We start from the raw sequence: 22,070 nt of genomic DNA on the forward strand, positions 1-22,070 counted from the left end.
TGCTCACTGCCCCTAAGCAACTGATTTTCCAACGATAAGCAGAACAATATGCCGCAGTCCCGCACCGAACATCGCTATACCCCCGCAATCATCCTGTTGCTGCTGGCGGCTTTGGTGCTGGTGATTGGCTTGTGGGCCGCAGAGCGCGCCGGGGGCGTGAGTGCCCTCGCCGGGCGCGATGGCGTGCAGGCGGGCAGTGGTGGTGAACAGGCCCACTATAGCTGGAAAATCGTTACCACCTGGCCAAAGAACTTTCCCGGCCTGGGTGCGGGCGCCGAGAATTTCGCGCGCATGGTGGGCGAAATGAGCAACGGTCGCCTCACGGCCAGGGTGTACGGTGCGGGTGAGATGGTGCCCGCATTTGAAGTGTTCGATGCCGTGAGCCAGGGCGTGGCCGATGCCGGACATGGCGCCGCCTACTACTGGAAGGGCAAGATCCCGTCCTCCGTCTTCTTCACCGCCATTCCCTTCGGCATGACCGCCCAGGAGATCAATGCCTGGCTGCACTACGGCGGCGGTCTGGAGCTGTGGCGGGAGGCCTATGCGCCGGCCAATATCATTCCCTTTGCCGGTGGCAATTCCGGGGTGCAGATGGCGGGCTGGTTCCGCACGGAAATCAATTCACTGGCGGATTTGCAGGGCCTGAAAATGCGCATCCCGGGCCTGGCGGGCGATGTGTTCACGGCCGCCGGTGGCACGTCTGTGCGCATATCCGGCGGTGAACTCTATACATCGCTGCAGACCGGCGTGATCGACGCCGCCGAGTGGGTAGGCCCCTATAACGATCTGGCGCTGGGCCTGCATGAGGTGGCCAAGTATTACTATTACCCCGGCTGGCACGAGCCGGGTGCGATGCTGGAACTGATCATCAACAAGGACTCCTACGAGGCCCTGCCGCCAGACCTGCAGGCCATTGTGACCGCGGCGGCACGCGCGGCCAACCAGATGATGCTGGATGAGTTCACCGCGCGCAATAACGCGGCGCTACAGGAGCTGGTTGATAGACACGGCGTGCAATTGCGGCAGCTGCCCGACGATGTCATGCGGGCGCTGCAGCGGGCCAGCGAGCAGACCATGCAGGAGCTGGTGGCCAGCGATCCGCTGGCGGCGCGCATTTACGCCTCGTTTCTCACGTTTTATGAGGGTGTAAGAGCCTACCACCACATTTCCGAGCAGGCCTACATCAACGCACGGGACGAGGTGCTGGACGCGCAGTGATCAGCGCTTGATGGCGCGGGTGCGGCCTTTTTCGTCGATCGCCACGAACACGAACTCGCCCTCGGTCACTTTTATCGGCTCGCCATCGTGCTTGGAGTTGATCCACACCTCAACCACGATGCGTACCGAGCTGCGCCCCACCTCCAGCACATCGCTGTAACAGCTCACCACCGCGCCCACGTGCACGGGCGTCAGAAACGCCATGCCTTCAATGGCCACTGTGGCAACGCGGCCGCCGGCCACGTCGGCAGCGGTGATGGCGCCGGCCATATCCATCTGCGACAGCAGCCAGCCGCCGAAAATGTCGCCCTCGGCGTTGGTGTCCTTGGGCATCGCCACGGTTTGGATGGACAGTTCGCCTTGGGGTACCGGTGTGTCGTCTATGTCGTTCATGTGTTGCCCGAATTCGTTTGCCAGAAAAGTGTGTACGCAGCAGGCGCTATTTCAGCGCAGCCGGCAACCAGGTTGCCAGCGGTGGCCATATCCAGAGGGCCGCCAGTACCAGCAGCTGGATCAGTATAAAAGGAATGACTCCACGGTAGATAGCGCTGGTGTGCAGAGCCGCCGGAGCCACCCCCCGCAGGTAGAAGAGGGCAAAGCCGAACGGGGGCGTGAGGAAAGAGGTCTGCAGGTTGAGGGCGATCATGATACCCAGCCAGATGGGGTCGAGCCCCATCATCAGCAGTACCGGCCCAACAATGGGCACCACCACGAAGGTGATTTCGATAAAATCGAGAATGAAGCCGAGCAGGAAGATGACCAGCATCACAATGAGCGTAGCGCCGAACACGCCGCCGGGCATGCGATCAAACCAGTGGTGAATGAGGTCCTCACCGCCGAAACCGCGGAACACCAGTGAGAACACCGCGGCCCCGATCAGGATCATGAAGACCATACAGGTCACCTTCATGCTGTCGATAACCGTCTCCCGCAACCGGGCGAAGGGCATCTCGCGCTTGATCCAGGCCAGCAGCAGCGCGCCCGTTGCCCCCACACCCGCGGCTTCCGTGGGCGTGGCGGCCCCGGCGAGAATCGAACCCAGCACCAGGCTGATCAGCGCCAGCGGCGGGGCGAGGCTGCCCAGTATTTCTGCGGCTGACACCGGCGCAGTTTCCACATTCGGTGCCCGCCGCGGGTTCAGGTGGGCAACTCCGATGATGTAGGCCAGATACAGAGCCACCAGCAACAGGCCAGGCAGCAGCGCGCCCATGAACAGGTCGCCCACGGATACGGTTTTCGGGTTGAAGATACCGACGTTGAGCTGCGCTTGTTGATAGGCGTTGGAGAGCACGTCCCCCAGTAGCACCAGTGCGATAGAGGGCGGGATGATCTGCCCCAGTGTGCCGGTAGCGCAAATCGTGCCTGCTGCCAGCGCGGGGTCATAGCCCCCCTTGAGCATGCTCGGTAGCGACAACAGCCCCATGGTCACTACCGTGGCCCCGACAATGCCGGTGCTCGCCGCGAGCAGCATACCCACCAGTACCACGGCGATGCCCAGCCCCCCGGGGAAAGCACCGAAGCTGCGCGACATGGTGCCCAACAGCTGCTCCGCGATGCGCGACTTCTCCAGTATCACGCCCATGAGAATGAACAGGGGGACGGCAATCAGGGTATCGTTGTTGATGGTGCCGAATATCCGCGCGGGCAATGCGGCGAGAAAGGCCGGGTCGAAATGCCCGGCAATGATGCCTACCGCAGCGAAGGCCAGCGATGCCCCCGCCAGCGTGAAGGCCACGGGAAAGCCCAGCATGAGCAGCAGGCAGATGCAGGCAAACAGGTACAGCGCGATGGTACCGTCCATTACCCGGTCTCCCCGACGAGGTACAGGGTGTTGCGCAGGGTTTCCGCGAGTGCCTGCAGAAACAGGTTCACAGCCAGCAACGGCAGCAGGGTCTTGAGCAGAAATACCGCCGGAATGCCGCCGGGTTCCGGCGACGTCTCACGGATTGCCCAGGCAGCTGCCACGTAGTCCCAGCTCATGAACAGCAGGAAAGCGCACAGGGGCAACAGGCAGGTGACACCCCCCAGGCTGTTGATCCACGCCTTGCCGCGAGGCGAAAACTGCCGGTAGAAAATATCCACACGGACATGGGCATCGTGCTTCAGTGTGTAGGCGGCACCCAGCATGAACAGGCAGCCGTGCAGGTACATGATGGCTTCCTGCGCCATAATCGAACCGGTGTTCAAGCCGTAGCGCAACACCACGACGGCCGTGGTCACCAAGGCCATCGCCAGTATCAGCCAGGCGAGCAGGCGCCCGGAGGCTTCGGTAAACCGGTCGATGAAATGGGCCACACGGGCGAGCAGACGCATCTGTTATTGGTCTTTTTGAACAAACCGGTGCAGGGTATCATAGGCCGCTGTTTCAGGCGAAAGCTGTGTTCCCGGCACGCGCCATCCACGGAAAACGTTTCATGCTGACACTCATCTCACCAGCCAAGACGCTGGACTTCGAAACTCCTGCCCACACCCGCAAGAACACGCAGCCCCAGTTCATGCAGGAGGCCGCCGAGCTGGTTGAGGATGCCCGCAGGCTCGCCCCCGAGGATATTCGTGAGCTGATGGGCGTAAGCGACAACATCGCCCAACTCAACCACGCCCGCTTTCACAACTGGGCACCGCCTTTCACCCTGGACAACGCCAAGCAGGCGTTGCTGGCATTTCGCGGAGACGTCTACACCGGCCTCGATGCGGATACGCTAACCAGTGCCCAACTGGCCTTCGCGCAGCAGCATCTGCGTATTCTGTCTGGCCTGTATGGCCTGTTGCGCCCGTTGGACCTGATGCAGCCCTACCGGCTGGAGATGGGCCTGCGCTTTGCCAACCGTGGCGGCAGCAACCTGTACCAGTTCTGGGGCGATGCCATCACGCGCAATTTGAATGCCCAGTTGGGCAAGAGCGGCAGCCCGGTGCTGGTGAACCTGGCGTCCAACGAGTACTTCAAGGCCGTGCGGCCGCGTGCACTCGACGGGGAGGTGATTACACCCCAGTTCAAGGAGCTGCGGCACGGCAAGTACAAGATCATCAGTTTTTATGCGAAAAAAGCCCGCGGGCAAATGGCGCGCTTCATCATCGAGAACAGCCTGAACGAGCCCGAGGCGCTGCGCGATTTCGGAGCCGATGGCTACCGTTACAATCCCAAGGAGTCGGGGCCGCGGGAACCGGTGTTCACGCGCGAGGCGGCGCCAAACTGACGCCACTCGGCCGCTGTGACATATAACCATAACAGGAACAGTGCATGAGTCACTCGAACAGCCACCAGGTCATTATTATCGGCGCCGGCATGTCCGGCATCTGCATGGGCGTGCGCCTGAGGGAACTGGGAATCGACGATTTCGTGATTCTGGAAAAATCCGCGGGCGTGGGCGGCACCTGGTACGACAACACCTATCCCGGTGCCTGCTGTGATGTGCCCTCGGTACTCTACAGCTACTCGTTTGAGCCGAATCCGAACTGGTCGCGGAAGTATTCTCCCCACGATGAAATTCGGGCCTACTTTGAACACTGCGCGGACAAGTACGGCCTGCGTGACCGGCTGCGCCTGTCGACTGCAGTGCACAGTGCCGACTTCGACGAGGCCGCCGGCGAGTGGCAGGTGACCCTGGAAGGCGGCGAGCTGCTGCGCGGCCGTGCGCTGGTGAGCGGTCTGGGCCAGTTGAATATTCCCAGCACCCCGGCGTTTGCCGGCGCGGAAACCTTTGCCGGCGAGCAATTCCACTCCGCGCGCTGGCGCCACGATATCGACCTGCAAGGCAAACGTGTGGCGGTCGTCGGCAACGCCGCCAGCGCACTGCAGTTCATCCCGCACGTGGCGCGCAAGGCGGCGCAGCTGTATGTCTACCAGCGCAGCGCGAACTATGTGGTGAAACGCAACGACAGTGATTACTCCGAGGGCGCCAAGCGCCGCTTTGCACGTTGGCCCTGGCTGCAGAAACTGCACCGGGCCGCTGTGTACCTGCGCGGAGAGCTGCTGTTCTACCCGGTGCTGCGCAATAGCCGCCTGCTGCGCCCGCTGTGGGAGAAATGGGCGCGCGATCACCTGCAGGAACACATTGATGACCCCACCCTGCGCAGAGAGCTGACGCCGGACTACCCGGTCGGCTGCAAGCGTATTCTGGTTGCGGATGATTACTATCAGGCATTTGCCCGCGACAACGTGGAATTGGTGACAGCGGCAATCACCGCTGTGGATGCCGACGGCGTGGTGTCGGCAGATGGCGAGGCGCGCCCTGCCGATGTGATTATCTACGCCACGGGTTTCAACACATCGGCCATGCTGTCCGGCGTCAATTTCGCAGGCAGCGGCGGGCGCAGCCTGGCCGAGGCCTGGGCGCAGGGCGCGGAAGCCTATCGCGGCGTGTGTGTGACGGGCTTCCCCAATCTGTTCATGCTCTATGGCCCCAACACCAACCTCGGCAGCAACTCGATCATCTTCATGGTGGAGCGTCAGGTGCGCTACGCGGCGGCCTGTATCGAAAAACTCCTCACGCATGATCTGCATGCGCTGGACGTGAACGCCGCGGCGATGCGCGCCTACAACGACCACATGCAGGGAGAGCTGGCCGGTACGGTGTGGGTAGCCAATTGCGACAGTTGGTACAAGAACGCCGCGGGCAAGGTGGTCAACAACTGGCCCAATTCCACGCTCTATTACTGGTGGCACATGCGCGGGCCGGACTTCGCCGACTTCGATATGCGCTGACGCGGTTCAGCTCTCGCGGCGAAACGGCAGCAGGCTTGCGGCGTCTTCCCGGTAGGCCTCAATATGCGGACGCTCCCGGCGGGTGAAATCCGCAACCGCCTCAGCCAGCCGCGGGTCGGCGATCCAGTGGTTGGAGTAGGTGTGTACCGGCTGAAAACCGCGCTGAATCTTGTGCTCGCCCTGGGCGCCCGGGTCAAAGCGCTGCAGCCCCTCGGCAATACAGTACTCAATGCCTTGGTAGTAGCAGGCTTCGAAGTGCAGGCAGTCGAAGTCGGCGCTGCAGCCCCAATAGCGGCCATACAGAGTGGTGGATGAGCGGAAGTAGAGGGCGGCGGCCACCGCTTGCCCGCTGTGCCGCGCGACCACCATGATCGCCTGCTCCCCCAGAGAGGCCGCCGTCTGCAGAAAGAAGTCCCGGGTGAGGTAACCGCCGTGGCCGCTGCGCCGCGCGTAGGTCGTCTGGTAGAAGCGGTGAAACTGTTGCCAGTCGGCTGCCGATATCTCGGCGCCGCGCAGCAGTTGCAGGCTCAGCCCCTGCTGCGCCACGCGTTCGCGCTCGCGACGCAGGTTCTTGCGTTTGCGGCTGGCAAACCCGGCGAGAAAATCATCAAAGCTGCCGTAGTTGGCGTTGAACCAGTGGAATTGTGTGGTCATGCGCTGAGGTAACCCGGCCGCCAGCAGCCGGTTGGAGGTGTCCTCATCCGGAAACAGCAGATGCCAGGATGACAGGCCGCGCGCGCTGGCGAACTCCTCAATGGCGGCCCTTGCGGCTGGCCACAGGTTGGCGGCATCTTCCCCGTCGGCCACACACAGGCGCGGCCCGGTGGCCGGGGTGAAGGGTACGGCGGACACCAGCTTGGGGTAGTACTCCAGTCCCGAACGTTGCCAGGCGTCCGCCCAGGACCAGTCGAAGACGTATTCGCCGTAAGAGTGCGCCTTCAGGTACAGCGGTAACAGGCCAACCAGCTTTGCGCCCCGGCGCAGCAGCAGGTGGCAGGGTTGCCAGCCGGTATCTGCGGTTGTGCAGGCGGTCGTTTCCAGGCCGTATAAAAAGCGGTGTTGCAGAAACGGGTAGTCGCTGCCGGCCACCGCATCCCACTCGGTGGCGTTGACCCGCGCAAGGCTGTCGATGAATTCCGCAGTCGGCGGCGCTGGCGCTGTGCTTTCGGTGGTCACCGCGCTCACGCCGGGGCGCTGAAGAAATAATGCAGTGCAATACCCATGAATAGTGCCAGCCCCACCCAGTTGTTGTGACGGAACGCGCGGAAGCAGGCAGCGCGGTCGCGCCCGCGTATCAGGTACTGGTGATAACCGAATAGCAACGCGGCGACAAGTACGCCCAGGTAATAGGCAGCGCCCAAACCGAAACGCTGTCCGGCCAGCAGCCAGGCGAGCAAGCAGAGCGCCTGCAGGGCACCGATGACCAGTCGGTCCGCGTCACCGAACAGCACCGCCGTGGATTTGATCCCCACCTTGATATCGTCGTCCCGGTCGACCATGGCGTACTGGGTATCGTAGACCATGGTCCACAACAGGTTGGCGAGATAGAGCAGCCAGAGCGCTGAGGGCAACGCCTCCAGCTGGGCAGCAAATGCCATGGGAATGGCCCAGGAAAATGCCGCCCCCAAAACCACCTGTGGCCAGTAGGTGTAGCGTTTCATGAAGGGATAGGTAGAGGCGAGCAGGAGACCGACCACCGAAAGCAGGGTGGTCAGGGTATTGGTCAGCAGCACCAGTCCGAAGGAGGCCAGGCATAGCAGCAGGAACAGGGCTCGAGCCTGGGTCACCGTCACCGCACCGGTGACCAGCGGGCGCTCGCGGGTGCGCGTCACGCTGCCGTCCCAGTGTCGGTCGGCAAGATCGTTGACGATGCAGCCCGCCGAGCGCATGAGCAGCGTGCCGAGGCAGAAGATGATGACCAGGCGCGGCTCAGGCGTGCCCTCTGCGGCTATCCACAGCGCGCCGAGGGTCGGCCACAACAGAAGCAGGGTGCCGATGGGCCGATCGAAACGCACGAGTTTGAGCAGGGCGGAAGTGGAAATGGTTGCGGACATGCTGCGTGGGCTGTGGCGAGACGAGCGGCAAGCTTACTGCTTTATGCGGTGGATTGCAGCGCTCACTGTGCCGCGCCGGCTGCGGTGTACCGCCAGCGAGGCGTCCCAGGGCGTAAACCCCTGCAGGAAAACTTCACTGACCAGCAGGCGTTTGCCCCTGATATCGAAGCAGGAGCGCCGCGCCCAGGCTGGCCCTTCCTGGCGCACCCAGGGCGCCATGTAGGCACTGTGGCCGCTCAGTCGCGCCAGCTCGAAGGGGCTTCTTTGCATGCCGGGGTAACGAAACAGAATCGCGCCCAGCGAGCGATGCTGCAGCTTGCGCAGGTGGGCAAGCTCGCCGTTCAGGCTGCTGATCGGGAACACGCTGCGGGCGAACACTACGGCCTGCCCGTCGAGCCGGAGCAGCACTTCGCGCACCAGTGCGCGTTGGCGTGCCGGTACCTGCAGCAGGCGCTGTTCAGACGGCAGCGGCACCTGCCAGCCTTGATAGAGCCTGTGCACGCTGAACGTACCTGCGTCGAGGGCGACCAGGCGTGCGGTCAGTGAGCCATCATCAAGCAGCCAGCGGCGGCGGGCCGCCGCCAATTGGGTGCTGGTGAATTGTTGCTCTGGGCGCCACAGTGGGTCGCGGCCTGAGTCTGCCGGCAGGGGGGCGGGCACGATAACCGGGTCTCCGGAAATACAAAGGCGCGAGCATGCGCCAGCTGCGTTGGGCATGCAAGGGTGTTAAACCAGCGCGAAGTTCTGTCCAGCCCCAGCCCGCAAAGCGCTTGCACAATTTTCCCGTAACTCTATAGTGTTTTGCTCCTAATCAGGTCGTCTTCCGCCACCGGCAATTGCGCGTGGCACAGGCGCTGACGACCCGCGTAACCGAACGAGAGTGAGTGTCATTATGAGCAAGTGGGAATGCATAGTCTGTGGCCTGATCTACGACGAAAAAGAAGGCTGGCCGGATGATGGCATTGCGCCGGGTACCAAGTGGGAAGATGTGCCCGAAGACTGGCTGTGCCCCGACTGCGGTGTGGGCAAGGAAGATTTCGAATTGATCGAGGAGTCCCCGGTCGACGAAACACCGCACCACGAGGAGCCGGTTGCAGACAAGGTTCACCCGCCGGTGGTGATTATTGGCACCGGCCTGGCCGGTTATGGTGTGGCCAAGGAGTTCCGCAAACACGACAGCGAAACCCCGTTGATCCTCATCACCTCCGACGATGGCCGCTCCTACTCCAAGCCCATGCTGTCCACCGGCTATACCAAGGACACCAGCGCGGACGACCTCGCCCAGCTGGACGCCGGATCCATGGGCAAGCAGCTGAAAGCCAGTGTGTGGACCATGACCCACGTCGCCGGCATCGACACCGCCAACCAGATTATCAAGGTCGGTGATGCAGAGACCGTGATTCACTACGGCAAGCTGGTGCTGGCGCTGGGCGCGCAGACCATTCAGCCGCCCATTGAAGGCGATGCGCTGGAACTGGTGTACTCGGTGAATGACCTGCTCGACTACGATGACTTCCGCACTGCGATGCAGAAGAACAGCGTGCGCAAGGTGTGCATCATCGGGGGTGGCCTGATCGGGTGTGAATTCACCAATGACCTGCTGAATGGCGGCTACGAGGTGGAGGCGGTTGACCCGCTGGGTTACTGCCTGCCCACGCTGCTGCCCGAGCCCGCTGGCAAGGCGGTGCAGGCGGCTCTGGAGGCCAAGGGTGCCCGTTTCCATTTTGGCCCGCTGGTCACCGCGGTCAATCGTGGCGAAGAGGGCGTTGTGGTGAGCCTGAACAATGGCGAGCGCATTACCGCCGACATCGTGGTGTCCGCCGTGGGGGTACGCCCGCGGGTAGACCTGGCCAAAGCCGCCGGCCTCGACGTAAACCGGGGTGTGGTGACCAACCGCCTGCTGGAGACCAGCGCAGCCAACGTTTACGCCCTGGGCGACTGTGCCGAAGTGGCGGGCCACGTGCTGGTCTACGTGGCACCGCTGGTAGCCTGTTCCCGCGCGCTGGGCAAGACTCTCGCTGGTGAGCCCACGGAAGTGGTATACCCACCCATGCCGGTGACCATCAAAACGCCGGCCTGCCCGGTTGTGGTGGCACCGCCGGCGGTGGGCGCCGAGGGCGAATGGCAGATCGACGCTGACGGCAGCGATGTGCGCGCGGAGTTCCGCAATGCCGCGGGCGAGCTGCTGGGCTTTGCGCTCACCGGCGATGCCACCAAGGCTAAAATCGAGCTGCAGAAAGCCCTGCCGGCCATACTGCCCTGAGCCACGGCGCGCTGGACGCCGGGCGAGCCCGGCGGCAACTGGAGGCCTGGCTGGAAACCGGGGTGGTCGGGATGAACCTGTGCCCCTTTGCACGGCCCCTGCTGGGGTCGCCGGCGTTGCGTCTGGTGGTCTGCGACGCGGATGACAGCGCGGCGGGGCAACGCGTAATGGCCAGCTGCCTGCTGGCGGAATTCGACCTGCTCCTGCGCAGCGACGAGGATGAAGTCGCCACCACTTTGCTGGCCTTCAGCGGGGGGCTGGCGTCTTTTGACGACTACCTGGATTTTCTCGACCACGCCAATGCGCTGCTGGTGGCTGCGGGACTTGAGGGCATTGTGCAGTTGGCAAGTTTTCACCCGCAGTACCAGTTTGCCGGTGAGCCCCCGCAGGCTGCGAGTCATTTCAGCAACCGCGCGCCGCTGCCGGTGATACACCTGCTGCGGGAGGACATGCTGGAACGGGCGCTGGCCTCCTGGCCAGACCCCGAGCGCATTCCCGCGGAGAACGTTGCACGCCTGAACAGCATCGGCCGCGCGGCGCTGGCGGCACAGCTGGCCGCGTGGCAGGCGCTCTGAGCGCAGCTACACCTCGGCAAATTTCTCGCGATTCGCTGTCCAGCGCTGGATCAAGGCGTCGATGATCTCCGGGTCACCCTGCTGCAGCGTGTGGGCAATGGCGTGCACAGTGTCCAACAGGTGATTGTGTGCCGGCAGCTCGGCGATGCGAAACGCGAGCAGGCCGGTTTGTCGCGTGCCGAGCACTTCGCCGGGGCCGCGCAGTTCCAGGTCTTTCTCGGCAATATAGAAGCCGTCGTTGCTTTCCCGCATGGCGACCAGACGCTGCTGGCCGCTGCGCGACAGGGGTGACTGGTACAACAGCACACAGTGGCTGGCGCCACCGCCGCGGCCCACGCGTCCGCGCAGCTGGTGCAGTTGCGCCAGCCCCAGCCGCTCCGGGTTCTCGATGACCATCAGGCTGGCGTTGGGCACGTCCACACCCACTTCGATGACCGTGGTCGCCACCAGCAGTGCAATCTCGCCGCCCTTGAAAGCCGCCATCACGGCCGCTTTCTCGCCGGGCTTCATGCGCCCATGCACCAGACCGACCTGCAGCCCCGGCAGGGCTTCACGCAGCAGTTCGGCGGTGGCCTCCGCTGCCTGCGCCTGCAGCGAGTCACTCTCTTCGATCAAGGTGCACACCCAGTAAGCCTGTCGCCCGCTGGCGCAGGCGCCGGCCACGCGAGCGATAACCTGTTCGCGGCGCTGGCTGTCGATCAACACCGTGGTCACCGGCTCGCGGCCCGGCGGCAGTTCATCAATGACCGAGAAATCGAGGTCGGCGTAGGCGACCATGGACAGTGTGCGCGGAATGGGAGTGGCGGTCAGCACCAGCTGGTGTGGCCGGCCCTCGGCGCCAGCTTTCTGGCTCAGGGCGAGGCGCTGATGTACGCCGAACTTGTGTTGCTCATCGACCATCACCAGGCCCAGGCGCTGAAACGTCACGCTCTCCTGAAACAGGGCGTGGGTACCCACCGCAAGGGCCGCCTCGCCGGCGGCGAGCCGCGCGGTCGCCGCTTCACGGGCTTTACCTTTCACCCGCCCACTGAGCCACTCCACACCAATGCCCAGAGGTGTGAACCACGCCTCGAAGTTGAGCCGGTGCTGCTCAGCAAGGATTTCGGTGGGCGCCATGAGCGCAACCTGAAAGCCATTGGCGATGGCCTGCAGGGCGGCGTGGGCCGCCACCAGGGTTTTCCCCGAGCCGACATCACCCTGCACCAGGCGCAGCATGGGTATGGGGCGGGCCAGATCCGTGGCGATTTCTGCCATGACACGCTGCTGTGCCCCGGTCGGGCTGAAGGGCAAGCGCTGCAGCAGCGTGTGCTGCAGGCGCTGCCCTGCGTCGCTCGCCAGTGCCGGCGCGGGGGTGGCCTGCTGGCGCGCGCGCAGGCGCAGCAGTGACAGATGGTGGGCGACGAGTTCCTCCAGAGCCAGGCGCAGCTGCGCCGGGTGCCGACCCTCCAGCAGGGCGTCCAGCGGGGCATCCGGTGGCGGCGCGTGCAGGTATTGCAGCGCCTGTACCAGCGTGAAGGCTTGCCGGCTGCCGGCGGGCAGCAGGTCGCGTGGCTGGGCGCGCTGCAGAAAGCCCAGGGCCTGGCTGCACAGCTTGCGCCATTGCGCCTGGCCAATGCCGGTGGTGGTCGGGTAGACCGGTGTGAGCGTTGCCGGCTGCGCGCCACCAGTGGCGCTACCAGGCTCTCCCGGCTCCAGCACGCGGTACTCCGGGTGAAAGATCTCGAAGCCGTTGGCGCCACGCCTTACCTGGCCAAAGCAATGTACGCGGGTGCCGGGCTGCAGGCTGTTTTTCTGCGCGGCACTGAAATGGAAGAAACGCAGTGTCAGCGTGCCAGTACCGTCCTGAATGCGCGCGACCAGGCTGCGACGCCGGCCGAAGACGATATCCGCCAGACGCACCTCGCCCTCTACAGAGACTTCACTGCCCTCCTGCAGGCCGGCAATGGGGGTGATACGTGTGCGGTCCTGGTAGCGTAAGGGCAGGTGGAAAAGCAGGTCCTCCACCTGAGTGACGCCATAGTCTGCCAGCTGTTGCGCCAGCTTGGGGCCAACACCGCGCAAAGCCGTCAGCGGAATGGGCTCAAGCACTGCCACGGTGGGTGTCCTTGGCCGCCCGCGGACACAAGCCTCGCAACGATGCACGGGGCGCGGCTTGGTGGGCTCGTCGGTGAAGACTACAGTACACTGGAAACACGCAGGCGAGCCCGTTCGGGTGAAAGCCCGTTAGTGTAACCAGTCAGGGAAGGCAAGATGAAGAGCAAAAGTGTGCTGATTGTGGGTTGTGGCGATTTGGGCGCGCGCGCGGGTAGTCTGTTACTCGAGGTCGGCTGGTCCGTCACCGGCCTGCGCCGGGACACCAGCAGGCTCCCCGCGGGGTTTGCGGGCCTCGCCGCCGACTACGCCGCAGCGAATGCTGATCTCTCCGTGCTGGAGGCGCTGGCGCCCGATTTCGTGTTGTTGACCCTGAAACCGGCAGGCGGCGGTGTTGAAGGCTATCAGGCAGGTTTCACCCACGCCGTGCGCACCGTGCTTGATGGCCTGGGTTCGCATCGTCCCGCCGGCATCCTGATGGTGTCGAGCACACGCGTGTACGCGGAGGCTGAGGGGGGCTGGGTGGACGACGACAGCGCGCTGACGACCAATGACCCCGCCGCACTCGCCATCATCGACGCCGAGCAGCTGTTGTTCGATTCGCCGCACCCTGCTTGTATTGTGCGCAGCTCGGGTATCTATGGCGACCCGGACGGTTTTCTGCTGCGGCGTATCCTGCGGGGTGAGTTGTGCCCCGAAAGCCCGGTACGCTACGGCAATCGCATCCACCGGGATGACCTGGGTGGCCTTCTCGCCTGGTTGTTGCAGCAATGGGCAGAGGGTGTAGCACCGGCACAACGCATGATCGCTGTGGATAACGACCCCGCACCGCAGTTCGAGGTGGAGACCTGGCTGGTGCAGGCGCTGGGGCTGACCAAATGGCAGGAAGGCGCGTCAACGCCGCGCGGTGGTGGCCATAAGCGCTGCCGTAACATTGCCTTGAGCGCGAGCGGCTATGTATTGCGTTACCCGGATTATCGCGCCGGTTATACTGCCGTGGTGCAGGCACGCAGTGAAACGGCAAAAACCGGAGTGGATAATCACCATGACCCTGAGTGAAATCTGTTTGCGAGCCGCAGGAGCCTGCTTCCTGTGTGTCGGTTTAACGCATATCGCGGCAGCGCAGGTCGGCCTTCCCGCCAACGCGGTGCAGCTCACATCCAGCGAGATTGAGGCCGCCTTCGCCAACGTGCGTGATAACGCTGAAGTGCAAGACGGCAGGGGTGGCGAGGCAGTGAATCACTGGTTTGCGGATGGCCGTTTCACCAGTGAGTGGCGCAGCGCGGCAGGGCGTGGCACTGTCAGCGGCTATTGGCGCGCCGTTGATGACAGGCGCTGTATCATTATTGAGACGGGTTTGCCCGAGCGTGCGGGTGTGGAGGAATGCACACCCCTGTACCGTCTCGATAACCAGTATATTTCCGTTAACGCAGCGGGCACTGTGCACGGCCTGCACACGCTATCGCCGATAACCACGGCAGACTAGACGACCAGGATCGCCTCGATCTCAATCGCGACACCCTTCGGCAAACCCGCCACCTGGACACAGGCACGTGCCGGAAAAGGTGGCTGCAAAAACTCTGTCATCACGTCGTTGACCGCTGCGAAGTCGGCCATATCCGTCAACGAGATGTTGATTTTGACGGCGCTGGCAAGGCTGCCACCGGCGGCATCGGCTACGGCTGCCAGGTTGCTGAACACCTGGCGTGCCTGGGCCTGGATGTCACCGGCAACCAGCTCCATGGTGCCCGGCACCAGTGGAATCTGGCCCGACAGCCACACCGTGTTGCCGACTTTGACCGCCTGTGAGTAGGGCCCGATAGCCTCGGGTGCGTTCGGGGTAGAGATGATGGCTCGATTGGTCAACGATTTGCTCCGGGTTTCGGGCGCTTTGCAGGCGCTTCATTCTTGAGTCGGGACACGCGTCGCACGGAGTTTACCGTGCGCAGGCGCTTCATGATATTGGCGAGGTGAACGCGATTGTTGACCTGCATGGCGAGGTCGACGTAGGTGAACTGGTAGTCCTTGTCTTCCGTGGAGATCTTTTCGATGTTCACGCCCATGCTGTTGATACGGGTGGCGAGCACCGCAATCATGCCGCGACGGTTTTCCACCTCAATGCGCAACTCGGTAAGGTACTCCCCCTGCACATGGTCGTCCCAGCGCAGGGCCACCAGGCGCTCGCGGTTCTCGCGCATTTCCGCAAGGTTCTTGCAGCGCTCCCGGTGCACGACCACCCCTTTCTCGGAACTGAGATAGCCTTCGATGGGGTCGCCGGGGATGGGGTGGCAGCAGCGCGCATAGGTGACCATGAAACCCTCAGTGCCGCGAATGGCCACGGGTTGCTGCTTGCGGTTGGCGGGCTCCGAGGATTCGGCGAATTCGCCGAGGATCTGTTGCGCGGTGATAGGCGGCAGGCGGTTGCCGCGGGCGATGTCTTCCAGCAGGTCGTCCAGGGCGCTGTAGTCATGGCCGGCGAGGTAGTCCTGCAGGCGGTCTGTGGGCAGCTGCTCCAGGTTGCTGTCGAAGGCCTGCAGCGCCTTGTCGAGCAGACGTTTGCCCAGCGCCACGGAGTCTTCCCGGGTCTGGTGCTTGAGGAAATGGCGGATGTTGGTGCGCGCCTTGGCGGTTACCGCGTAGTTGAACCAGGACGGGTTGGGCCGTGCGCCCGGCGCGGTGAGGATTTCCACCGTTTGCCCACTTTGCAAGGGCTCCGACAGCGGCGCCAGGCGCCGGTTGATCCGACACGCCACACAGCTGTTGCCGACGTCGGTGTGCACGGCAAAGGCGAAATCCACCGCCGTGGCGCCGCGTGGCAGCTCGAGGATGCGCCCCTTGGGCGTGAACACGTAGATTTCGTCGGGGAACAGGTCGATCTTGACGCTCTCGATAAACTCCAGAGAGTTGCCGGCCCGTTGCTGCATTTCCAGCAGGCCCTGTACCCATTCCCGGGCCCGAGCGTGGCTGCCGTTGGCGGATTGGCTGTCGCTCTTGTAGAGCCAGTGCGCGGCAATGCCGTTGTTGGCCATCTCCTCCATTTCGCGGGTGCGAATCTGGATTTCGATGGGCACACCGTGCATGCCCATCAGCACGGTGTGCAATGACTGGTAGCCGTTGGCTTTGGGAATGGCGATGTAGTCGCTGAACTCACCGGGTACGGGCTTGTACAGGCTGTGCACCGAGCCGAGCACCCGGTAGCAGGTATCCACCGAATCGACGATGATGCGGAACGCGTAGATATCCATGATTTCCGAGAAGGATTTCTTCTTGGATTTCATCTTGCTGTAAATGCTGTAGAGGTGCTTCTCGCGCCCGATCACCTCAACGTCGTGCCCCTCCTGTTCCAGGGTGGACTCGATCTGGTGGCGAATCTTGTCCACCAGTTCCTTGCGGTAGCCGCTGCTGGCGCGGATCGCCGCCTGAATACGCGAGGCGCGCATGGGGTAGAGCGCGCTGAAGCCGAGGTCTTCGAATTCCATGCGCACCGCATTCATGCCCAGGCGCATGGCGATGGGGGCGTAGATTTCCAGGGTTTCGCGGGCGATGCGGCGCGCCTTGTCCTGCGGCAGCACGCCGAGTGTGCGCATGTTGTGCAGGCGGTCGGCCAGCTTCACCAGAATCACGCGAATGTCGCGCGCCATGGCCAGCGCCATTTTCTGGAAGTTCTCGGCCTGCTTTTCTGCCAGCGAGCCGAACTCCATCTGCGTGAGCTTGCTCACGCCATCCACCAGCTCGGCGACCGCCGGCCCGAACTGGTTGCCGATGGAATCCTTTTCGATGCCGGTGTCTTCAATCACGTCATGCAGCATGGCGGCCATCAGGCTCTGATGGTCCATGTGCATGTCGGCGAGGATGCCGGCTACTGCCAGGGGGTGGGTGACGTAGGGCTCACCGCTGCGGCGGATCTGGCCGAAATGTGCCTGCTCGGCGAAGTAATAGGCGCGGCGCACCTGCTGCGCCTGCGCCGGGTTCAGGTAGCTGCGCAGGGTGGAGTCGAGGGCGTCTATGGTCTGCATGTTGTGTTACCTGCTTACCATGGAGGCCCGAGCCATTACAGCGACTCGTGAGACCCCATGACTTCAGCGAGCTCCTCTTCCGCGTCGCGCTCTTCTTCACGCGAGAGGATGGAGGAATTGATCAGCCCTTCGGCAATCTCGCGCAGCGCGATCACAGTGGGCTTGTCCGACTCTTCCTCGACCAGGGGGTCTTTGCCGCCGGTGGCGATCTGGCGGGCGCGCTTGCTGGCGACCATGACCAGTTCGAAGCGGTTGTCGACGTTTTCAAGGCAGTCTTCTACGGTTACGCGTGCCATGTGCTGGTGATTCCTGTCAGGGTGAACGAACCCTCAATTATACCCGGATACACCCCCGGAGTGTATAGCGCGCTGGCGCCGTGTGGCGGTGTGAATAATACGGCAGTGTGCGCCGAGTCAGGGTTGCAGCAGTCCCTGCAGCAACTCGCTGAGGGCCTGTTGCTGGCGCGGTGTTTGCAGGCGGTGGCTGAGTACGATGGCTTCCAGCTCGGCGAGGGCAGTCTCGAAGTCATTGTTGACCACCAGGTAGTCGGACTGCACATAGTGCGACATTTCCTCCACTGCTTCTGCGAGGCGGCTGGCAATCACGGCGGGGTCGTCCTGGCCGCGGCCCGTGAGGCGCTGCTCCAACGCCTCACGCGAGGGTGGCAGAATGAAAATGCCGCAGGTGTTGGGCAGCAGGCGTTTGACCTGGGCGGCGCCCTGCCAGTCGATTTCCAGAATGACGTCGGTACCCGCGGCGAGCTGTGTTTCCACCCAGCCCTGGGAGGTGCCATAGAGATTGCCGAAGACCCGCGCGTGCTCGAGAAATTCGGCTTCTTCCAGCATGCCCAGAAACGTTGCTTCATCGACGAAATGGTAGTTGACGCCGTCCTGTTCACCGGGGCGCTGGGCGCGGGTGGTGTGCGACACGGAGACCTGCAGCGCCGGGCTGCGGGCCAACAGGGCATTAACCAGGCTGGTTTTGCCGGCACCGCTGGGTGCGGAGACGGTGTACAGGGTTCCGGTGCCTTTCATGAGCTGCGGCTGTCCTTGTTGCGTGCGAGGTACGAATGCAGTTTACACGCTGCGTGGTGTAAGTGGGGTGGCTTCCGCCACCGGATTATTCGATATTCTGGATCTGCTCCCGCATCTGCTCAATCAGCACCTTGAGTTCCACCGCGGTGTGGGTGCTGCTGCTGGCTATGGATTTCGAGGACAGGGTATTGGCCTCGCGGTTCAGCTCCTGCATGAGGAAGTCGAGCCGGCGCCCGCAGGGCCCCCCTTTATCCAGCGTGCGCTGCACCTCGCCGATATGGGCCTGCAGGCGGTCCAGCTCCTCGTCGACATCCGCCTTCTGTGCCAGATACACCAGCTCCTGTTCCAGGCGGCCCTGATCGACCTCGACCTGCAGCTCGGCCAGGCGCGCCTGCAGCCGGGTACGCTGCTGTTCGCGCAGGGCGGGCACCAACTGCCGCGTGGCAAGGGTAGCGGCTTCCACCAGCGTCAGGCGCTCGCGAATCACCGCCGCCATCTTGGCCCCCTCCCGGGCGCGGTTGTCCAGCAGGCTGGCGAGTGCGGCCTCGAATAGCGCAGTGGCGCCCTGAAGCAGCGCCGCCTCATCCGTCTGCGCGGTGGCGCATACACCTGGAAATTGCAGCAGTTCCAGAGGATTGATGGCCTGCGCGTCGGGCAGCAGGGCGCGCAGCTCGGCTGTGGCGTCGAGCACCTGCTGCAGCCGGGCGCGGTCTATTTCCAACGTAGCGGCCTGCGCGCTGCCGGCCTGAAAGCGAAACTGGCAGTCGAGCTTGCCCCGCGCGAGGCGCGCTGTGGCGCGCTCCCGCAGCCGCGTTTCAACATTGCGCAGCGCCTCGGGCAGTTTGAAGCTGCAGTCGAGATAGCGGTGGTTTACGGTGCGCACCTCGACGGTCAATTCACCGCCACCCACGCTGGCGCTCTCCCGGGCGAATGCGGTCATGCTGTAAATCTCTGCCACTTGCCGGCCTCGCTGATTGTGTGAGCGGGCAGTCTAGCAGCCTCTGCGGAAGGCTCACACCGGCGTTGCCCATGGCGGTCATACCTGCAGCCAATTGCAGCCGGTGTTGCGCATGCTCTGCATGCGGCCTGCGGCTCGCGTATACTGGCGCGCCACCCTATTGGAGATACCTCATGCAACGACCCAGCGGCCGCGCGCCCGCCGACCTGCGAACCGTTTCCCTCACCCGCGATTTTACCTGTCACGCCGAAGGCTCGGTGCTGGTCGAATTCGGCGCCACGCGCGTCATCTGCACAGCCTCGGTGGAGCCGGGCGTGCCGCGGTTTCTGCGGGGCACCGGCAGTGGCTGGGTGACCGCCGAGTACGGCATGCTGCCGCGCTCTACCGGGTCGCGCATGGATCGCGAAGCGAGCCGCGGCAAGCAGGGCGGCCGCACACTGGAAATCCAGCGCCTGATTGGTCGTTCACTGCGCTCGGCGGTCAATCTGAAAAAGCTGGGGGAGTTCACCATCACCGTCGACTGTGACGTGATCCAGGCCGACGGCGGCACGCGCACGGCGGCCATTACCGGTGCCTGTGTGGCGCTGGTCGATGCCCTGAACCACCTGCAACGCAAGAAGTTGATTACCACTGATCCGCTGTTGCAGATGGTGGCTTCGGTGTCCGTGGGTGTATTCCAGGGTGAGCCGGTACTGGACCTGGACTACCGCGAGGACTCCCGCGCCGACACCGACATGAACGTGGTGATGGGCGAGGACGGCGGTTTTATTGAGGTGCAGGGGACCGCCGAGGGGCAGCCGTTCCAGCGCAGTGAGATGAACGCCATGCTGGACTTGGCAGAGAGCGGCATTCGCGAACTGTTTGCCGCCCAGAAACAGGCGCTGGCAGGCTGACGCGGCTCAGACCTCGATGTCGTAATCCATGATGACCGGGGCGTGGGAGGAAAACACCCGCGCCTTGTAGATGGCGCCGTAATCCACGGCGTACTTCAGGCCCTTGGAAATGACCTGGAAGTCAGTGCGCCAGCCGTTGCTGCCAGGCTCACCCTCTGGCCACCAGCTGAACTCATCCCGGTCTGAGTTGATTTCCCGGAATGCGTCCACGTAACCGCCATCGAGCAGTTCGTCCATCCATTGCCGCTCTTCGGCCAGGAAGCCGGGAACGGTGCTGTTGCGTTCGGTATCCTGCACATCAGCCGCGGTGTGCGCCAGGTGCCAGTTACCGCAGATGATGAACTCGCGGCGCTTATTGCGAACCTTCTGCAGGTGGTTCTGCAGCAGTCCGTAGAATTCCGTCTTGCGCGCCAACTGCTCGGCGTTGCCCGGCTCGGCGTAGGGGGCCAGCAGGCAGCCCACGCTGAGGTTTTCGTAGTCAGCCTGAATGTAACGGCCTTCCATGTCGAAGTCCGCGAACCCCAGCCCGGTCATGATCGCTTTCGGCAACTTGCGACAGTACACCGCCACGCCATTGGACTTGCCATCGACGTGGTCGTAGAAGTAAGCGTTGTATTCGCGCGGGAAGTAGAGATCGTCGCGCAGGTCGTATTCGGTGCAGCGCAAATCCTGAATGCAGATGAAATCGGCGTCCTGCTCGTTCAGCCAGTCATAAAATCCGTTACCGGCGGCGTTCTGGATGCCGTCGGCACTGAAGCTGATGATCCTCATTCTTGGCCCCTTGCTGAGAGAGCGTGTATCATGGAGCTGCCCATGATACCGGCGTCGTCTGGCAAGCATAACCCCAAAATGCCCAATTCGCAGCCTTTACTCCCGCTCGGAGTTGTAAATGAACGCATATCAGCAGGAGTTCATCGAGCTCGCCCGTCGTCACGATGTTCTCAAGTTTGGTGAATTCACCCTCAAGTCGGGTCGCGTCAGCCCCTACTTCTTCAATGCCGGCGCGTTCGCCAGCGGCGCGGCTCTGGCCACGCTCGGTCGTTGCTACGCCCAGAGCATTGTGCAGGCCGGGATAGAATTCGACGTATTGCTCGGGCCGGCCTATAAAGGCATCCCGCTGGCCGCCGCGACGGCCGTGGCCCTCGCGGACCACCACGGGCGCGACGTGCCCTTTGCGTACAACCGCAAAGAGGCAAAAACGCACGGGGAGGGCGGCATGCTGGTCGGTGCGCCTTTGCAGGGGCGTGTGCTGGTGATCGACGATGTCATTACCGCCGGCACCGCCGTGCGTGAGGTCATCGGCATGATCGAAGCGGCGGGGGCCCGCCTGGCCGGTGTGGCCATCGGTCTCGACCGGCAGGAGCGCGGCACGGGAGCAGCCTCTGCCATCCAGGAACTTGAGCGGGAGCAGGGCACTCCGGTACTCAGCATCATCAACATGGGCCACATCATCGATTATCTGCAGGCGGCGGGCGATGCCTACACCGGGGTGCTGACCGCCATGCGCGCCTACCGACAACGTTACGGCGTGTGACTTGTTGCGTCGGCTGGCAACCTCTATATTGGTCGCCATGAAAAGACCGGTCTTCATGCAGCTTGTCGGCGGGGCCCTGTTCACTTGCCTGATTGCCCAGGCGACGGCACAGGGCGGCAACCTGTACCGCTACCGCAATGACCAGGATGTTGTCGTGGTGGATGACAGCGTGCCGCCGGAATTCGTCGCGCGCGGCTATGAAGTGCTGAACGAGCGCGGCGCGGTCATTCGCGTGGTGCCCAGGGTCCTCACCCCCGAGGAACTCGCCGACGCCACCCTGCAAACCCGTCTGGAAGAGGCGGCGGCGCGTGAAGAGCAGCGGCTGCGCAAGTGGGACCAGACACTGCTGCTGCGCTATAGCTCCATCGAGGACATCGAGGCACACCGCGACCGCGCACTCGCCGACTTGCGCCTGCGTGTGGGCATCCTCAAAAGCAACCGCCGCAATTTCAAACAGCAGATCGAGAATTACCAGTCCCAGGCCGCCGATCTCGAGCGCCGTGGCTACGAAGTCGACGAGGCGCGGCTCAAGGCCATCGCCAGCCTGCAAAAGGAACTGGCCGCAACCGACCGCCAGATCGCCGATCGCAATGTAGAAGTAGAAGAAGTTCGCGCCAGCTTCGAGGCGGACATCGAGCGCTTCAAGATGCTGGAAGAGGCGGTGCGCCTGCGCCGCGAACTAAGCTCCAGGGCCGCTCAGGCCGATTAGTCGGGGGCGCCCAACGTTCACGA

General features: G+C 63.4%; 23 protein-coding genes. 10 read left to right on the forward strand and 13 right to left on the reverse strand.

The features are described from left to right. Nucleotides 1–48: 48 nt before the first annotated feature. A complete protein-coding gene (locus tag EGJ68_RS02075; RefSeq protein ID WP_123032896.1) occupies nucleotides 49–1,218 on the forward strand; it encodes a TRAP transporter substrate-binding protein in 1,170 nt (389 codons plus the stop codon). Here the strand turns inward: EGJ68_RS02075 and EGJ68_RS02080 are convergent, their stop codons facing one another. The 3 genes from EGJ68_RS02080 to EGJ68_RS02090 are packed head-to-tail and all read right to left on the reverse strand — an operon-like array spanning nucleotide 1,219 to nucleotide 3,531. Further along, the gene (locus EGJ68_RS02080; protein ID WP_027950023.1) at nucleotides 1,219–1,611 is read right to left on the reverse strand and encodes an acyl-CoA thioesterase; all 393 of its coding nucleotides are present in this window, start codon (nucleotides 1,609–1,611) and stop codon (nucleotides 1,219–1,221) included. It abuts the gene before it with no gap. A 46-nt stretch (nucleotides 1,612–1,657) separates the two neighbouring features. Continuing rightward, nucleotides 1,658–3,019, reverse strand: a complete 1,362-nt coding sequence (locus EGJ68_RS02085; protein ID WP_123032897.1) for a TRAP transporter large permease — start codon at nucleotides 3,017–3,019, stop codon at nucleotides 1,658–1,660. Next, entirely contained in the window at nucleotides 3,019–3,531 is a 513-nt protein-coding gene (locus tag EGJ68_RS02090; RefSeq protein ID WP_123032898.1) for a TRAP transporter small permease subunit, read from the reverse strand. Before EGJ68_RS02090 ends, EGJ68_RS02085 begins: the two co-directional genes overlap by 1 nt. 101 nt (nucleotides 3,532–3,632) lie before the next feature. Between EGJ68_RS02090 and yaaA the strand changes: the two genes are divergently transcribed. After that, on the forward strand, nucleotides 3,633–4,412 hold the full coding sequence (gene yaaA, locus EGJ68_RS02095) for a peroxide stress protein YaaA (RefSeq protein ID WP_123032899.1): 780 nt from the start codon (nucleotides 3,633–3,635) through the stop codon (nucleotides 4,410–4,412). 44 nt (nucleotides 4,413–4,456) lie between these two features. Then, on the forward strand, nucleotides 4,457–5,920 hold the full coding sequence (locus tag EGJ68_RS02100; protein WP_123032900.1) for a flavin-containing monooxygenase: 1,464 nt from the start codon (nucleotides 4,457–4,459) through the stop codon (nucleotides 5,918–5,920). A 6-nt stretch (nucleotides 5,921–5,926) separates the two neighbouring features. Here the strand turns inward: EGJ68_RS02100 and EGJ68_RS02105 are convergent, their stop codons facing one another. The 3 genes from EGJ68_RS02105 to EGJ68_RS02115 are packed head-to-tail and all read right to left on the reverse strand — an operon-like array spanning nucleotide 5,927 to nucleotide 8,634. Then, nucleotides 5,927–7,096 carry a GNAT family N-acetyltransferase gene (locus EGJ68_RS02105; RefSeq protein ID WP_123033990.1) on the reverse strand — a complete coding sequence of 390 codons (1,170 nt, stop codon included), beginning with the start codon at nucleotides 7,094–7,096 and terminating at the stop codon, nucleotides 5,927–5,929. A 5-nt stretch (nucleotides 7,097–7,101) separates the two neighbouring features. Then, entirely contained in the window at nucleotides 7,102–7,974 is an 873-nt protein-coding gene (ubiA, locus tag EGJ68_RS02110; protein ID WP_123032901.1) for a 4-hydroxybenzoate octaprenyltransferase, read from the reverse strand. Nucleotides 7,975–8,007: 33 nt separating this feature from the next. Then, nucleotides 8,008–8,634, reverse strand: coding sequence for a chorismate--pyruvate lyase family protein (locus EGJ68_RS02115; protein ID WP_199227900.1), 627 nt, complete (start codon nucleotides 8,632–8,634; stop codon nucleotides 8,008–8,010). Nucleotides 8,635–8,866: 232 nt separating this feature from the next. Here EGJ68_RS02115 and EGJ68_RS02120 point away from each other — a divergent pair, with 232 nt between their 5' ends. Continuing rightward, the gene (locus EGJ68_RS02120) at nucleotides 8,867–10,237 is read left to right on the forward strand and encodes an FAD-dependent oxidoreductase (protein WP_123032903.1); all 1,371 of its coding nucleotides are present in this window, start codon (nucleotides 8,867–8,869) and stop codon (nucleotides 10,235–10,237) included. A gap of 38 nt (nucleotides 10,238–10,275) precedes the next feature. Continuing rightward, complete coding sequence (locus EGJ68_RS02125; RefSeq protein ID WP_269845658.1) at nucleotides 10,276–10,812, forward strand: DUF1415 domain-containing protein; 537 nt, start codon at nucleotides 10,276–10,278, stop codon at nucleotides 10,810–10,812. Nucleotides 10,813–10,818: 6 nt separating this feature from the next. Here the strand turns inward: EGJ68_RS02125 and recG are convergent, their stop codons facing one another. Next, nucleotides 10,819–12,906, reverse strand: a complete 2,088-nt coding sequence (recG, locus tag EGJ68_RS02130) for an ATP-dependent DNA helicase RecG (RefSeq protein WP_123032905.1) — start codon at nucleotides 12,904–12,906, stop codon at nucleotides 10,819–10,821. 156 nt (nucleotides 12,907–13,062) lie between these two features. Here recG and EGJ68_RS02135 point away from each other — a divergent pair, with 156 nt between their 5' ends. After that, nucleotides 13,063–13,962 carry a Rossmann-fold NAD(P)-binding domain-containing protein gene (locus EGJ68_RS02135; protein ID WP_123032906.1) on the forward strand — a complete coding sequence of 300 codons (900 nt, stop codon included), beginning with the start codon at nucleotides 13,063–13,065 and terminating at the stop codon, nucleotides 13,960–13,962. Continuing rightward, a complete protein-coding gene (locus EGJ68_RS02140) occupies nucleotides 13,949–14,389 on the forward strand; it encodes a hypothetical protein (protein WP_123032907.1) in 441 nt (146 codons plus the stop codon). Before EGJ68_RS02135 ends, EGJ68_RS02140 begins: the two co-directional genes overlap by 14 nt. On the opposite strand, the gene EGJ68_RS02145 is transcribed toward EGJ68_RS02140, so the two are convergent. The 5 genes from EGJ68_RS02145 to EGJ68_RS02165 all read right to left on the reverse strand — a co-directional run bounded on the left by EGJ68_RS02145 (nucleotide 14,386) and on the right by EGJ68_RS02165 (nucleotide 18,893). Beyond that, entirely contained in the window at nucleotides 14,386–14,769 is a 384-nt protein-coding gene (locus EGJ68_RS02145) for a RidA family protein (protein ID WP_123032908.1), read from the reverse strand. The two genes, EGJ68_RS02140 and EGJ68_RS02145, sit on opposite strands and share 4 nt — an antisense overlap. Further along, a complete protein-coding gene (spoT, locus tag EGJ68_RS02150) occupies nucleotides 14,766–16,919 on the reverse strand; it encodes a bifunctional GTP diphosphokinase/guanosine-3',5'-bis pyrophosphate 3'-pyrophosphohydrolase (protein ID WP_123032909.1) in 2,154 nt (717 codons plus the stop codon). Before spoT ends, EGJ68_RS02145 begins: the two co-directional genes overlap by 4 nt. Before the next feature lie 35 nt (nucleotides 16,920–16,954). Beyond that, nucleotides 16,955–17,215, reverse strand: coding sequence for a DNA-directed RNA polymerase subunit omega (gene rpoZ, locus EGJ68_RS02155; protein WP_123032910.1), 261 nt, complete (start codon nucleotides 17,213–17,215; stop codon nucleotides 16,955–16,957). Between the two features lie 117 nt (nucleotides 17,216–17,332). Further along, nucleotides 17,333–17,953 (reverse strand): guanylate kinase, encoded by a 621-nt coding sequence (gene gmk / locus EGJ68_RS02160; RefSeq protein WP_123032911.1) that lies wholly within the window; start codon nucleotides 17,951–17,953, stop codon nucleotides 17,333–17,335. 85 nt (nucleotides 17,954–18,038) lie between these two features. After that, nucleotides 18,039–18,893 carry a YicC/YloC family endoribonuclease gene (locus EGJ68_RS02165; protein WP_123032912.1) on the reverse strand — a complete coding sequence of 285 codons (855 nt, stop codon included), beginning with the start codon at nucleotides 18,891–18,893 and terminating at the stop codon, nucleotides 18,039–18,041. A gap of 191 nt (nucleotides 18,894–19,084) precedes the next feature. Here EGJ68_RS02165 and rph point away from each other — a divergent pair, with 191 nt between their 5' ends. After that, complete coding sequence (gene rph / locus EGJ68_RS02170; protein ID WP_123032913.1) at nucleotides 19,085–19,804, forward strand: ribonuclease PH; 720 nt, start codon at nucleotides 19,085–19,087, stop codon at nucleotides 19,802–19,804. Between the two features lie 6 nt (nucleotides 19,805–19,810). On the opposite strand, the gene EGJ68_RS02175 is transcribed toward rph, so the two are convergent. Next, nucleotides 19,811–20,575 carry an exodeoxyribonuclease III gene (locus EGJ68_RS02175; RefSeq protein WP_123032914.1) on the reverse strand — a complete coding sequence of 255 codons (765 nt, stop codon included), beginning with the start codon at nucleotides 20,573–20,575 and terminating at the stop codon, nucleotides 19,811–19,813. Between the two features lie 118 nt (nucleotides 20,576–20,693). On the opposite strand from EGJ68_RS02175, the gene pyrE reads away from it, so the two are divergent. Further along, nucleotides 20,694–21,338 carry an orotate phosphoribosyltransferase gene (gene pyrE, locus EGJ68_RS02180; protein WP_123032915.1) on the forward strand — a complete coding sequence of 215 codons (645 nt, stop codon included), beginning with the start codon at nucleotides 20,694–20,696 and terminating at the stop codon, nucleotides 21,336–21,338. A 37-nt stretch (nucleotides 21,339–21,375) separates the two neighbouring features. Continuing rightward, nucleotides 21,376–22,047 carry a hypothetical protein gene (locus tag EGJ68_RS02185; RefSeq protein WP_233248641.1) on the forward strand — a complete coding sequence of 224 codons (672 nt, stop codon included), beginning with the start codon at nucleotides 21,376–21,378 and terminating at the stop codon, nucleotides 22,045–22,047. The last annotated feature ends 23 nt before the right edge of the window (nucleotides 22,048–22,070 follow it).

Source organism: Haliea alexandrii (genome assembly GCF_003719295.1).
Classification (GTDB): domain Bacteria; phylum Pseudomonadota; class Gammaproteobacteria; order Pseudomonadales; family Halieaceae; genus Haliea; species Haliea alexandrii.